The 14,286-nt window shown below is 55.7% G+C and carries 13 protein-coding genes; 4 read left to right on the forward strand and 9 right to left on the reverse strand.

Translation table 11 applies throughout. From position 1 onward, the window contains the following. Positions 1–295 precede the first annotated feature (295 nt). Positions 296–1,828, forward strand: coding sequence for an EAL domain-containing protein (locus CGA21_RS15350; protein ID WP_188264525.1), 1,533 nt, complete (start codon positions 296–298; stop codon positions 1,826–1,828). A 238-nt stretch (positions 1,829–2,066) separates the two neighbouring features. Then, positions 2,067–2,429, forward strand: coding sequence for a histone-like nucleoid-structuring protein, MvaT/MvaU family (locus tag CGA21_RS15355; RefSeq protein WP_046820067.1), 363 nt, complete (start codon positions 2,067–2,069; stop codon positions 2,427–2,429). A 167-nt stretch (positions 2,430–2,596) separates the two neighbouring features. On the opposite strand, the gene CGA21_RS15360 is transcribed toward CGA21_RS15355, so the two are convergent. Beyond that, entirely contained in the window at positions 2,597–3,121 is a 525-nt protein-coding gene (locus tag CGA21_RS15360) for a DUF4946 domain-containing protein (protein ID WP_110747860.1), read from the reverse strand. A 138-nt stretch (positions 3,122–3,259) separates the two neighbouring features. Between CGA21_RS15360 and gloA the strand changes: the two genes are divergently transcribed. Then, positions 3,260–3,781 (forward strand): lactoylglutathione lyase, encoded by a 522-nt coding sequence (gene gloA, locus CGA21_RS15365; RefSeq protein ID WP_020797214.1) that lies wholly within the window; start codon positions 3,260–3,262, stop codon positions 3,779–3,781. A 97-nt stretch (positions 3,782–3,878) separates the two neighbouring features. Here gloA and ahpF read toward each other — a convergent pair whose 3' ends face one another. Then, a complete protein-coding gene (gene ahpF, locus CGA21_RS15370) occupies positions 3,879–5,441 on the reverse strand; it encodes an alkyl hydroperoxide reductase subunit F (protein ID WP_188264526.1) in 1,563 nt (520 codons plus the stop codon). A gap of 140 nt (positions 5,442–5,581) precedes the next feature. After that, positions 5,582–6,145 (reverse strand): alkyl hydroperoxide reductase subunit C, encoded by a 564-nt coding sequence (ahpC, locus tag CGA21_RS15375; RefSeq protein ID WP_110747742.1) that lies wholly within the window; start codon positions 6,143–6,145, stop codon positions 5,582–5,584. A gap of 208 nt (positions 6,146–6,353) precedes the next feature. On the opposite strand from ahpC, the gene CGA21_RS15380 reads away from it, so the two are divergent. Beyond that, positions 6,354–7,367 carry a DNA-binding protein gene (locus tag CGA21_RS15380; protein ID WP_188264527.1) on the forward strand — a complete coding sequence of 338 codons (1,014 nt, stop codon included), beginning with the start codon at positions 6,354–6,356 and terminating at the stop codon, positions 7,365–7,367. Here CGA21_RS15380 and gorA read toward each other — a convergent pair. From gorA to CGA21_RS15410, 6 genes are all read right to left on the reverse strand, one after another. Then, on the reverse strand, positions 7,364–8,722 hold the full coding sequence (gene gorA, locus CGA21_RS15385) for a glutathione-disulfide reductase (protein WP_188264528.1): 1,359 nt from the start codon (positions 8,720–8,722) through the stop codon (positions 7,364–7,366). The two genes, CGA21_RS15380 and gorA, sit on opposite strands and share 4 nt — an antisense overlap. Positions 8,723–8,895: 173 nt before the next feature. Further along, on the reverse strand, positions 8,896–9,318 hold the full coding sequence (locus tag CGA21_RS15390) for a PaaI family thioesterase (protein WP_188264529.1): 423 nt from the start codon (positions 9,316–9,318) through the stop codon (positions 8,896–8,898). A gap of 34 nt (positions 9,319–9,352) precedes the next feature. Next, entirely contained in the window at positions 9,353–10,894 is a 1,542-nt protein-coding gene (locus tag CGA21_RS15395) for an MFS transporter (protein WP_110747753.1), read from the reverse strand. A 94-nt stretch (positions 10,895–10,988) separates the two neighbouring features. Then, complete coding sequence (locus CGA21_RS15400) at positions 10,989–11,861, reverse strand: prephenate dehydrogenase dimerization domain-containing protein (protein WP_110747756.1); 873 nt, start codon at positions 11,859–11,861, stop codon at positions 10,989–10,991. After that, positions 11,858–13,927, reverse strand: coding sequence for an aminodeoxychorismate synthase component I (gene pabB, locus CGA21_RS15405; protein ID WP_110747759.1), 2,070 nt, complete (start codon positions 13,925–13,927; stop codon positions 11,858–11,860). The genes CGA21_RS15400 and pabB overlap by 4 nt, the downstream gene beginning before the upstream one ends. Next, positions 13,924–14,259, reverse strand: coding sequence for a chorismate mutase (locus CGA21_RS15410; protein WP_110747762.1), 336 nt, complete (start codon positions 14,257–14,259; stop codon positions 13,924–13,926). Before CGA21_RS15410 ends, pabB begins: the two co-directional genes overlap by 4 nt. Positions 14,260–14,286 lie beyond the last annotated feature (27 nt).

Raw genomic sequence — 14,286 nt, forward strand, 5'->3', positions numbered from 1 at the left:
TCTTCATTGTCGACCCAAGGCTCTGAGGGCGAGGCTTCTGCTGCCAGAAGACGATTATTATTGTATGCGTAACCTGATTCTACACAGCGTAAATCAATTTGTCCGCCTTCTGTATCAAATCCCCTTTTCCCCATGGCGCGCAAGGGCTTTGTTACACAAGAAAATCCCCCCCGGAATGATCCCTCGGCACAAGTGCCAAGGGCCAACTATCCTGCCTCTTGCTTGAACGCTCGATGGCAGGCATCACTTCCCGCCAGGCGTTGAGAGCCCCACTCCAGCGATACAGGTTTCGCGAATGCCACTGAAAACCAACGCCCACCCCAGAGGCATCAAGCTCGCTGTAACCTTGTTGAGTGGACTGCTGCCGATCCTGCTGGGTTTCGTCATTCTGTACATGCAGGCCGAACGCGTACTCAGGCTCAGCAGCCAGCACACCGCCGAAGAAGCGACTCGCCAATTCGAACTGATGCTCGACAACACCGCCCAGGCGGCGCGAGAGTTGCTGCCGTTGGCTGGCCAGAGTTGCATTGACGTCAACCTGGCGTTGCGCGAGCAGGTGACACGGCGTCCATTCGTGCGCTCGACCAACCTGCTATGGGACGACACTGTCTATTGCAGTTCCCTGTTCGGTGACTATCACGAAAAAATGGCTTCCGGAGATTTTGCCAACGGCCAGTTGTTGCTGATGAAGGGCAACCCGGTGACGCCCGACACCGCGTTGTTGGTTTATCGACTCAGCGACGGTAAACGGGGCGCCATGAGCACGCTGGACGGGTACCACCTGAGTAATCTCCTGCGCCTGATCGGGCACCAGACATTGTTGTTGTTGCAAGTCGGGCCGCACTGGTTGTCCGCAGACGGCAGTTATCACGAAGGCGATCCACCCGAGTTCCCCGTCGCACAAAACACGTTGGCATCTTCGCGTTATCCCTTCAGCGTAACGGCCGGTTTCCCCGAAGGCGAAGTGTGGCGCTACATGAGCAGTGAATATCCGCCACTGTTCAGTTTGTTGCTGTTCTTCGGCGTGATTGCCGGTTTTATCGGGCACGCCATACAGAAGCGTTCCTCGTCGCCAACCCTTGAGATGCAGCGCGCACTGGACGCGGCTGAGTTCGTTCCGTACTTCCAGCCAGTGGTGCATGCGCTGAGCAAAAAATGCACGGGGGTCGAGGTACTGATGCGCTGGAACCATCCCAAGGAAGGTTTGGTCAGCGCTGATCTGTTCATTCCGTTTGCCGAACACAGCGGGCTGATCGTGCCGATGACGCGCTCGATCATGCAACAAACCGCCAGGCTGTTGGCACCGAAGTCGGCGTCGTTCGATGAGCCGTTCCATGTGGGCATCAATATTACCGCCAATCATTGCCAGGATCTTGCGCTGGTCGAGGATTGCCGGCAATTCCTCGCCGCCTTTGCCCCGGGCTCCATTCACCTGGTGCTGGAATTGACCGAGCGCAAACTGATCGAGCCCTCGGCCATCACCCTTCAACTGTTCGAGCAACTGCATGAGCTTGGCGTGATGATCGCCATCGACGACTTCGGCACCGGCCACTCAAGCCTCGGTTATCTGCGCCAGTTCAACGTGGATTTCCTGAAAATCGACCAGAGCTTCGTCGCCATGATCGGCATCGATACCCTCTCCAGCCACATTCTGGAAAGCATCATCGAGCTGGCGGCCAAGCTCGACCTGGCAATGGTTGCCGAAGGTGTGGAAACCCAGGAGCAAAGTGACTACCTGGCGGCCCACAACGTGAACTACCTGCAAGGTTATCTGTTTGGTCGGCCGATGCCCGCCGCCGAATTCATTAATGCATTAAGTGATGATTAACTAGTGGCCTTTAGCAGCAATTCAACGACACACCGCACTCCTCCATTTGAATCAAGTACAACTCTTGTTACATGAACAAAAAGTCATGATTTACTCTTGACCCATTAACTACTACAATTTTTCATGCCTGCATCAGATTGGCAGGTGAGCCATCTAATCCCCGAGTCGCTTCAAGGCTCTTGGCTTATAGCTTTGTTTGCGGTTGGTATCAGCCAAACACACTATTGGAGTAAAGATATTGTCCAGACTCGCTGAATTTCGTGCAGCTGAAAAGGCCCTTCAAGAGCAGCTCAAGCAGCTTGAATCCCTGAAGAACGATGCCGGGCTCAAGAAAGAAATCGAATTCGAAGAAAAGCTCCAGGGGCTGATGAAAACCTACGGCAAGAGCCTGCGCGACATCATCGCCATCCTCGACCCGAACCCGGCAAAATCCGGTCTGCAACAGGCCGCTCCAAAGACCCGCCGCGCCCGCGTGGTCAAGGTTTATCAGAACCCGCATACCGGCGAGCTGATTGAAACCAAGGGCGGCAACCACCGTGGACTGAAGGCCTGGAAGGAACAATACGGTGCCGCTACCGTTGACTCCTGGCTGCGCAGCTAAACCCTCGCACTGAAAAACCAAGCCCTGCACCTGCAGGGCTTTTTTTTCATTGATGGCATCTAAAGGCAAGGCTGACCGGCACTTTCCCGGCAACTTTGTGCTTAATCCTTTTGGCTATCTAACGCTGTCGGCACAGACATGAAATCGGTGCCCATTGAAGGCCTCAACTAAAGTTTCAAGCCGTTACGAGCCGCCTCTATTTCATTCTGACTGGCCTTATAAGCTTCGGCCTGCCCGGCGTAGGAAAATACGTAGGCCTTATCGGCATCCACCGCGGCAACCAATGTTTGAGACAGCACATGCCGGCCGTTTTGCGTGATGGTGCAAGTGGTTTCCAGCGCCGGCAAGCGACTCAAGGTGGCCGCGTGAATCCGGTTGCAAACACTTTGATAACCACCCCGGAAAAAGTCTTTCTGCACTGATTTGCGCATCTCCAGCAACACAGCTTCCAGGTTCACCTGGTGACCGGCCTGCACCCGGCTCACGGTCAATTCCATCACCATCAACGGCATGCCTTGCGCATCGTTCTTGACCGCGCGCTGGCGACTGACACCAGAGCCGGCTTCGCCTTGGGCAACGGCTTCGACCTCCCAGCCCGGCGGCCACGTCACGACGGGCTCATCGGCGTGAGCCCGGGCCAACACAGAAAGCACACCACTCAGGATAATCAACGACCTGCACAATCGAATCATTGCCATCAACACTCAGCCAGTTAGCCCTGAAGTTTGATCTTCGGCCGGCGGTCAGGCAATAGCAGACGCTTTGGGTTTGGTGATGTCGCAAGCCATGCGTATCATTGTCGGCATCCCCATTTAATTTCCGGAGGGCCCATGAGCCTGCAAGATCTGAACACCTTCCCCGGCGTGACCGCACAGCCTGACACCGCCACCCAGAAATTTGTCTTCAACCACACCATGTTGCGGGTCAAGGACATCACCAAGTCCCTGGACTTCTACACGCGCGTTCTCGGCTTCTCGCTGGTGGAGAAACGCGATTTTCCGGAAGCCGAATTCAGCCTGTACTTCCTCGCCCTGGTCGACAAGCGTCAGATTCCGGCCGATGCCGCCGAGCGCACGCAATGGATGAAGTCGATTCCGGGCATTCTGGAACTGACCCATAACCACGGCACCGAGAACGATGCGGACTTCGCCTATCACAACGGCAATACCGACCCGCGCGGATTCGGCCACATCTGCATCTCGGTGCCGGACATCGTGGCTGCGTGCGAACGCTTCGAAGCGCTGGGCTGCGATTTCCAGAAGCGCCTGAACGATGGCCGCATGAAGAGCCTGGCATTTATCAAGGACCCGGATGGGTACTGGGTCGAAATCATCCAGCCAGCCCCACTGTAAAAAATCTGGCTTGATCGTTCCCAAGCTCCGCGTGGTAACGATCAGCAAAAAAAAACCCCATGATCATTCATGGGGTTTTGTGTTTTCAGCGCCCGGTTTACGCCGGGGCCGAGGTGCGAATCAAGTGGTCGAATGCGCTGAGGGAAGCCTTGGCGCCCTCGCCCACCGCGATCACGATCTGCTTGTAGGGCACGGTGGTCACATCGCCTGCCGCAAACACGCCCGGTATCGATGTCTCGCCACGAGCATCGACGATGATCTCGCCACGCGGCGACAGCTCGATGGTGCCCTTGAGCCAATCGGTGTTGGGCAACAGTCCGATCTGCACAAAGATCCCTTCCAGTTCCACGCTGCGCACTTCGTCACTCTGGCGATCCTTGTAGCGCAAGCCGTTGACCTTCTGCCCATCGCCCATCACTTCAGTGGTTTGCGCATGGGTGATCACGGTCACGTTCGGCAGGCTGTGCAACTTGCGCTGCAATACCGCATCGGCACGCAGTTGCACATCGAACTCCAGCAGGGTGACATGGGCCACGATACCGGCCAGGTCGATGGCCGCTTCGACGCCAGAGTTACCGCCGCCGATCACCGCCACACGCTTGCCTTTGAACAACGGGCCATCGCAGTGCGGGCAGTAGGCCACGCCCTTGTTGCGATATTCCTGCTCACCGGGCACGTTCATTTCGCGCCAGCGTGCACCCGTGGCCACAATCACCGTCCTGGCTTTGAGTTTCGCGCCGCTGGCGAAGTGGACTTCGTGCAGCTCGCCGTCTTTGCCCGGCAGCAGTTTGTCGGCGCGCTGCAGGTTCATGATGTCCACGTCGTACTGCTTGACGTGCTCTTCCAGCGCGACCGCCAGTTTTGGCCCTTCGGTTTCCTGCACGGAGATGAAGTTTTCGATGGCCATGGTATCCAGCACCTGGCCACCAAAGCGTTCGGCAGCAACACCGGTGCGAATGCCTTTGCGCGCGGCATAGATGGCCGCTGCAGCACCGGCCGGGCCACCACCCACCACCAGTACGTCAAAGGCTTCCTTGGCGCTGATCTTCTCGGCCTGACGCTCGATGCCGCTGGTGTCGATTTTGCCGAGGATTTCTTCCAGGCCCATGCGGCCCTGGCCGAAGTTCACGCCGTTGAGGTAGATGCTCGGTACCGCCATGATCTGGCGCTCATCGACTTCAGCCTGGAACAGCGCGCCGTCGATGGCGACATGGCGAATATTGGGGTTGAGTACTGCCATCAGGTTCAACGCCTGGACCACGTCCGGGCAGTTCTGGCAGGACAGCGAGAAATACGTCTCGAAGTTGAATTCGCCCTTGAGCGAACGGATCTGTTCGATCACTTCGACACTGGCCTTGGAGGGGTGGCCGCCGACTTGCAGCAAGGCCAGCACCAGGGAGGTGAATTCATGGCCCATGGGGATGCCAGCGAAACGCAGGCTGATATCCGCGCCGGGGCGGTTGATCGAGAACGATGGCTTGCGTGCATCGTCACCGTTATCGAGCAAGGTAATCTGGCTGGAAAGACTGGCAACGTCTTTGAGCAGTGCGAGCATTTCCTGGGATTTCGCACCGTCGTCGAGGGAGGCAACGATCTCGATCGGCTGGGTGACCCGTTCCAGGTACGATTTCAACTGGGCTTTAAGATTGGCGTCCAACATACGGGCGATTTCCATGCTGTTTGGTGAAGAGACGAAGACATAAAAAAACGCCCGAGCGAATCTCGCCCGGGCGTTTTTATTGGGCGGTGCAGCTTGCTTAGAAGGTGCGGAAGTCCGCCCTGATGAAGCGCGTCACAGACTTAGATCTTGCCAACCAGGTCCAGGGACGGCGCCAGAGTGGCCTCGCCTTCCTTCCACTTGGCCGGGCAAACCTGGCCTGGGTGAGCGGCGACGTATTGGGCAGCCTTGATCTTGCGCAGCAACTCGCTGGCGTCACGGCCTACACCGCCGTCGTTCAGTTCAACGATCTTGATCTGGCCTTCAGGGTTGATCACGAAGGTGCCACGGTCAGCCAGGCCTGCTTCTTCGATCAGTACGTCGAAGTTGCGGGAGATGGCGTGGGTCGGGTCGCCGATCATGGTGTACTGGATCTTGCCGATGGCTGGCGAAGTGTTGTGCCAGGCAGCGTGGGCGAAATGGGTGTCAGTGGAAACGCTGTAGATCTCGACGCCCAGCTTCTGGAATGCCTCGTAGTTGTCAGCGAGGTCTTCCAGCTCGGTCGGGCAGACGAAGGTGAAGTCGGCCGGGTAGAAGAACACCACCGACCACTTGCCTTTGAGGTCAGCGTCCGAGACTTTTACGAAATCGCCATTTTTGAATGCGTCAGCTTTGAACGGTTTAACTTGGCTGTTGATGATAGGCATCGTTGACTCTCCGTCAGGGGTTAAGAAGTTGATGGAGAGAACTTTACCCACTCGACGGACGGTTGGCTCATTGGCAAACCTCATGCCGCTGATTGGCTTTCGCTATTAGCCGACTGTATTGATAGAAGAAAACCGAATTTACCCCGGACAAATGCTAGAATGCGTTTTTTCGTGGTACGTACCACACAGCAAAACAGCAGGAGATCCCATGGCCCGTGGCGGCGTGAACAAACAAGTGGTGCAAGCGGCGCGATTGGCGATCCTGGCCCGCGGCGAAAACCCCAGCATCGATGCCGTTCGGATCGAAATGGGCAATACCGGCTCGAAAACCACGATCCATCGCTACATGAAGGAGCTCGATGATAGCACCCCGGGCCCTGACGAAGCCCCTTCCGAGCCGATCGACGAAGAGTTGCTGGCGCTGGTAACACGCCTCGCGCAGCGCCTTAAAGAGCAGGCGCAGGAACCCATTGACCAGGCCCGCGAACAGTACGAGCAACAACGCAAGGCGCTGGAAACGCAACTGCAGCAAGCCGAACAAGCCAATACGCAACTGCAGCAACACTACGAGCTGCAGAGCCTGGCACTGGCCCAGGAATCCGAGGCACTGCAAAGCACGCGCATCCTGCTGCAGGGTGAACAAACGCGCAACGCCGGGCAGACTCAGGCACTGGCTGATTTTGAGCTGCGCCTGCAGGACAAAGACGAGCAGATTCGCTCGCTCGAAGAGAAACACCTGCACAGTCGTGATGCCCTGGAGCACTACCGCAACGCGATCAACGAGCAGCGCGAGCAAGAGCAAAGCCGCCACGAAGGCCAGGTACAGCAACTGCAGATGGAGTTGCGCCAAGCCCAGCAAAGCGCCTTGGTGCGCCAAGACGAAATTACCCAGCTGCACCGCGACAACGAACGCCTGCTGACGGAAAATCGCGGCACGCTGCGCGAGCTGAGCCTGCTGCAAGAGCAGCTCAAGCAAAGCAACACCCGCCAGGATCAACTACTCGACCAGGCCACGCGTGTCGACAGCGAACGCACCCTCCTCCAGGAACGCCTGCGCGTAGCCATGCTGGAAAGCCAGGCGCTCAAGCAGAGCGTCGAGGAACAAGCGCAGCTCAACAAGGCGCTGGAAATCGAACTGCAGAAAGCCCGGGCCGACCTCGAAAAAAGCCTACGCCTGGTCGCTGCCAATGCAGCAGCGCCAGACGTCGCCAGGGTCGATTAAGCGCCGACCGGTGTACGCAGGGTGACAAACTCTTCGGCGGCCGTCGGGTGCACACCGATGGTTTCGTCGAAGTGGCGCTTGGTGGCGCCGGCCTTCAAGGCGATAGCCAGGCCCTGGACGATTTCGCCAGCTTCCGGCCCCACCATGTGGCAGCCCAGTACCTTGTCGGTCTGGGCATCCACCACCAGCTTCATCAGCGTGCGCTCCTGGCATTCGGTCAGGGTCAGCTTCATCGGCCGGAAGCGGCTTTCGAAGATCTGCACCTCGTGGCCGGCCTCACGCGCTTCTTCCTCGGTCAGGCCGACCGTGCCGATATTGGGCAGGCTGAACACCGCCGTTGGGATCATCTTGTAGTCCACCGGGCGATACTGTTCAGGCTTGAACAAGCGCCGCGCCACCGCCATGCCTTCAGCCAGCGCCACTGGCGTCAGCTGCACCCGGCCGATCACATCGCCCAGGGCCAGGATCGAAGGCTCGGCCGTCTGGTACAGGTCGTCCACCTCGACGAAGCCTTTGTTGTCGAGCCTCACCGCGGTATTTTCCAGCCCCAGATTGTCCAGCATCGGACGTCGACCGGTGGCATAGAACACGCAATCGGCCTCCAACTGACGGCCATCCTTGAGCGTCACTTTCAAGCTGCCATCGGCTTGCTTGTCGATACGCTCGATGTCGGCATTGAATTGCAGGTCCATGCCGCGCTTGGTCAGCTCTTCCTGCAGATGCTTGCGCACGGAACCGTCAAAGCCCCGCAGGAACAGTTCACCGCGATACAACAACGTGGTCTGCGCACCCAGGCCGTGGAAAATGCCGGCGAATTCGACGGCAATGTAACCACCGCCCACCACCAGCACACGCTTGGGCAGTTCCTTGAGGAAGAACGCCTGGTTGGAACTGATTGCGTGCTCGTGCCCCGGAATCTCCGGAATCTGCGGCCAGCCACCGGTTGCGATCAGAATGTTTTTAGCCGTGTGGCGCTCGCCATTGATCTCGACCGTATGCGGGTCGACGATCTTGGCGTGGCCTTCGTGCAGCGTCACGCCACTGTTGACCAGCAGGTTGCGGTAAATGCCGTTGAGGCGATTGATCTCGCGATCCTTGTTGGCGATCAGCGTCGCCCAGTCGAACTGCGCCTCGTCCAGGCTCCAGCCAAAACCCGAAGCCTGCTCGAAGTCCTCGGCGAAATGCGCGCCGTACACCAGCAGCTTTTTCGGCACGCAGCCGACGTTTACGCAAGTACCGCCCAGGTAGCGACTCTCGGCTACCGCCACTTTCGCGCCGAAGCCGGCCGCAAACCGGGCCGCCCGCACACCGCCAGAACCAGCGCCAATCACATAAAGGTCAAAATCGTAGGCCATTTTCAATCTCCTCGGCAGGCAAACAGCATACCCATAGACACTCCCGGGGCAAGTGCTGCGTTGGATCTGAGGCCGAAATTGAAAAAATACTCCAGCGATCCGCCCTCCGACCTGATTTTCAATTAATTGCTGTGATCCGGGTATTTGCCAACGCCTGGAATCTTCTGGAACTCCTACGGTTTTCGGACCAGAGCAGTTGCAGTCGCGGTCGCAATAACATGTCCACCCTGCTCAAGCTCACCAGAGAGAAAGCAAACCTGCCCTCCCCGCCTAACCACACACCCCCTACCAATAAGCACCCCAACCTTCGCTGGAGCATGAAAATTCACGTTTAGGCTCAAGGTTGGCGCAAACTCACCTTCTTTAAGCGTTGCGGCTAGCGCTGGACCCATCGTGTCATCAAGCATCGCCGCGAGAAACCCACCTTGTACATTGCCCACGGGGTTAGTAAAGGCCTCGGTAGCCTCAAGCGAGAGCTCAATACTTCCTTCGCTCTCATCAATATTCAATACTTTTATTCCTAGTGTTTCAGCAGCCTTCGGTGGGGGTAAATCACCTTCCTGAACCATCCAAAAAAAAAATGCCTTTCTGTCCATGACGTACTCTCCGCAACTTAATCATTAACTCTTACTACGTTTTCGATCCATACCCCTCTGCAGATTGCGTTTTCGCTGTTCGCAGAGTGCGCCAAGCAATCAAAATGGCCATAAGTGCCAAGCCGAAGGTCACCCACGAAATCAAACCGATTCCACCTTCGAATGCCCTTCCCGCCTGCGCCATCAATTCCCTTGCTTGATCAGCCGACAAGTGTGCCGCCACATGATAAGCGCCAGACAGCGTCTCACTTGCCAGCAGCATCTGCACTTCGCTCAGGAACCCCGGAAGCTGCAGTGCATCACGATAGTAGGCGGTGACGACACCGCCGAGCACTGTCGTCCCCAAAACTACGCCCACTTCATAGGCCGTTTCGCTAATGGCCGACGCGGCGCCCGCCTTCGCCGGTGGTGCAGCTGACAAAATCACATCATTGGACACCGTCGCGATCGCGCCCACGCCAATGTTCAGCAAGGCAAAAGCCACCACTAGAACGGTCAGGCTACTGCCCATGATGGCGACCAGCAAAAACGCCGACCCAGCAAACGCCATCAAAATTGGTATCAGCACATGCACTTGTATTCGCTGCGCGACAGGCACGACCGCCATCCCCACGACAATCGCCACGACCTGACCAGGAACCAACGCGAGACTGGCACTCAAGGGCGACATCTGAAGTACGATCTGCAAGAACTGAGTGGTAAAGAATACGAAGCCAACGAGGAACGCGAGACTCATCAAATTGATCGCGACAGAGCCGCTAAAGGTGCCACTGCGGAACAGACTCAGGTCCATCAGCGGCATTGGCAGACTTAACTGTCGACGCACAAACATCCAGCCCGCTACTGAGCCTACTGCAAATGCGGTCAGCGCCATCCAGTCGATGCCATTACTGGCGCTGTGTTTGATGCCATAAACAATGGCACCAAGCGCGAACATCGATTGCAGGATGCTTATCGGATCCAACGGTCCTGAAGCATCTCGCCCGGATTCGGGCAACAACAGTGGCCCCAACACCAGCAATGGCACCAACACGGGCACCGCCAACAGAAAAATCGACCCCCAACTGAAGAATTCCAGCAACACTCCACCCACCAAAGGACCGAGTGCCGAACCGACCGTCAATGTCGTTGCCCAGATCGCGACTGCCAGTCTGCGTTCTTCTCGGTCCTCGAACACCGATCGTATCAACGCTAACGTTGAGGGCATCAACATCGCACCGAAAACGCCCATACAAGCTCGCCCGGCAATCAGTTGCATGGAGGTATCGGAATACGCTGTTAGCACCGACACAATCGCAAAACCCAAGGACCCGGCCAGCAACAACTTACGATGACCGACTCGATCTCCCAGACTACCCATCGACACCAGCAACCCCGCCAATACCAGCGAATAAGCATCGATCATCCACAACTGCTGGCTAGCGCTCGGACGCAGGGCCCCGGCAATCTTTGGCAGCGCAAATCCAAGCACCGTATTGTCAACTGTCACCAGCAAAACAGGCAGCATCAGCACGCTTAGGCCTAGCCAACGCTTTGATCTCGCTCCGCGGTGAGCCGCCTCATTTATTAATGCCATGAGTAAAACTCCTTACTGCACACAAAAAATTCACGGGACATTTTTCGTTGCACCCGTGAAGCGTTTCCTACGCACTTCCTTGGCGAGGATTTAATCAGTTCAGCAATGAAAAAATGTGCTGACAATCGACGGATCCAGAATTCAAACGACTGCCCAATGTACTTGAAACGCCTTGTAGGTCACGTCTGAACTCGTCGTAATCCTGATTACGGACATTTTTCATCAAGCGTTCCATCCCCTCCATCAGCGCAGCGCGTTGATGGCTGGCCTGGTCATTTTCTAACTGTATGTCCCAGTAGACTTCAGGTGGATTCACCAGAACCCGGGACAATAACGCCATCATTGTGCGCATTGGAGGCGGCATCACCTCAAGAGCGCTTTCCAGATCTAGCGAAGACCTTGCCAACGCTAAACCGAACCCGAGAATTGCGGCATGGGGCAGCGCCTGACAGAGCGCCATGAGTTCATCATGGGCCACCGGCGTCATTCGTTTTACCTTCATCCCAGCCCCCATCAGGTGTTGCTCAATGAAGGTCGAAGGCGAGTCGCCGTCTTCTAGGCAAATTGCGACGGTGCGCCCCTGAACGGAGAGCTTAGGTGAAAACATCGGATTGACACCGACGAAAGGCTGCTGAGACGAGGTATCCTTCAATGCTCTGTAAAATGGCTCCTGAACAGAGCAAGTCGGTATGAACACAACATCGCTCGAAACGGAACCAACTACCCATGGTATTGCCCGTATAGCCACGCTTTCGGGCAGCGCAAAGACCACTGCAACTGCCCCTTGGAAGATGTGCTCGGTGTTGCTGAACGGGCTTGTGACATCAACTTCATAGAAGCCAATTTCCTGTTCCGAAGGCCTGCGATCCACCACCCGAATATCGTATCCATATTGCATAAGAATGCGGCTGATCAACGAACCAACCAAACCCGCCCCACCCAATACAACAACCGTTTCGCTCATCATGATTCGCTCCCTGCGACAAAACTGTAATAAGGCACGCTAGCTTTGACCAAAGTTTCTTCAAGCTCTTGCTGTGGATCGGAGTGGGCAACAATTGCGCCACCAATTCCAAATTTCGCCTCGCTACCCTGCAGCACTGCTGTTCGGATGACGATACTCAGTTCTGCTCCACCACTAAAAGATAACCAGCCTAATGCACCTGAATAGACACCGCGGGCAGAAGACTCCAATACGTCAATGATTTCCATCGTGCGTTTCTTCGGAGCTCCCGTCATTGAGCCGCCCGGGAAACAGGCTCGAATAGCTTCGATCGTTGAAACATCCGAGCGAAGGTGCCCACGAACCGTTGAGACCAGTTGGTGAACCGAAGAAAAGCTTTCCACTGAGAAAATCTCAGGAACATGAACGCTCCCTGGACGACACACTTGATTCAAATCATGGCGCACCAAATCGACAATCATCAGGTTTTCGGCCCTGTCCTTGGCCGAACTGCATAGCTCTTCCCGCAGTATTTGGTCCTCTGTGAATTGTTCACTACGCGGCCTGGTCCCCTTGATCGGTCTGGACTCTATCAATCCGCTGTCGTCAATTCTGAGAAAGGTTTCGGGCGAAGCGCTCAATACTGAAAATCCTGCAAACGAGAGGTAGGCGCCGTAGGGGACTGGGCTGGCCTGGCGCATTCGCCGATAAGCACCCAAAGGCGCACCACCGTACGCCATTTTTGCCCTGTTGGTCAGACAGATCTCATACGACTCTCCATCAGTGATGTACTTGAGAGATTGATTGATCTTACTGATGTAATCACCTGGCCCATCCTCGAGCGAGAGCTTCAGCTGATCTACAGCACCTGGAATAAACGTACTGCAATGACCATTTGACTCATCATTACGATCAAGAAAATCAGGTAAGGACGGCCAAACAACAGCATCGCCAGTCGCAGTCATCATGCATTCATAGGTCTTGTCTTCATGATGATCAAAGACAAAGAAATGCGGTGCAAACATGAATGAAGCATCCGGATAAACCGAACGATAGGTTTTGTGTCCACCCGCCAGTGCTTTCAACTCGTAACCGAGGTAGCCGACAAAACCACCCTTGAAAACAAACGGCAAGTACTGAGGGGTTGCCACCTGCACGGCTTCGAAGATCTGTGCAGTCAGCGTAAAAAAGTCTCCTTTGATACTTTTTTTACCTTTGGGGCCCTCAAGCTTCAGGCACTCATCGTTGACATCGTACTCAAGCCTTATCGCTCCTTGAGCCTCCCCACTACCCATGATCGAGTAGCGGGCATTAGGTCTTTCCGACTTCTCGCTGTCTAGCCAAAAAGCATAATGATCATCTGCATAGAGCGACGAAAATACTGATTGTGGATCCGTGCATTCGGAAAACTCGCGATAGGCAAGCTGCATATTCAGCATCCCCCCTACTGCGACGTATGCGTTTTTTGACGACGTACATTCCATGCCGGACTCTAAGCGAGTTCTAATGCTGTCGTTATGTTCTAGCGCCATGCGTATGAAATTGCTAAATAGCGCATGGCCATATTCTGAATCGATGGATTCAGGGTGAAACTGGACCCCCCAAACCGGTCTGGTGACGTGTTCGATTGCCATAACCACACCTTCAGACGTCCAGGCCGTACATTGGAGCTCTGCTGGTAGGCTTGTACACATCAACGAATGGTATCTGACCACTTCGAACTGATCCGGCAAATCGCGAAAGAGCCCTTTACCTGAATGAGTAATACGACTGCGATAGCCATGCACAGGGTGGGGAGCGTGCCCCACGGTCCCCCCAAGAAATTGAGCGATACCTTGGTGTCCCAGACAAATACCGAGCAGCGGGACAGGGGAATGGAGGATGACGTCACCGCAAACACCGAAATCCCCCTCATCTCCGGGGTGCCCTGGGCCAGGCGACAGCACTACAGCGTCGTATTTTTCGATGCCCAATGCATCATACCGAATGGTATTTTTGACTACATCTGCGCAAATGCCTGTCACCTCATACAAATACTGAGCAATGTTCTGGGTGAAGGAGTCGAAGTTATCAATCAGCAATATTTTCATGAGGGTTGCCTCGGGGCCAGACACTGATTGATCAGGACGTCTTCCTGGATACAGGTCTCTTCTATAATCAGTTTGAATATCGACTCGGTGTATTCTGGCCTCAATCCCACCGCCGCCGATCTAGTCTTAATCATATCGAGCACGTAGGAAATTCGTCCGGGTTGCATCATCGCAATGCCATGGACGGCTTTGAGCTCGGCAATGTCCATACACACCTTCATTCGCTCAGAAAGCAGGTCGACAACTTGCAAATTTATCAAGTCAAGCCGCTCCCGCTGCGGCTGCAAAATGCTAGACGTGCCTGTCTGTGATAACTGTCCGTGTCGCTTCATCTTTTGCACCTCCGTTAGCCAATTTCT

This window comes from Pseudomonas sp. PSB11 (assembly GCF_014596605.1).
Lineage (GTDB): Bacteria > Pseudomonadota > Gammaproteobacteria > Pseudomonadales > Pseudomonadaceae > Aquipseudomonas > Aquipseudomonas umsongensis.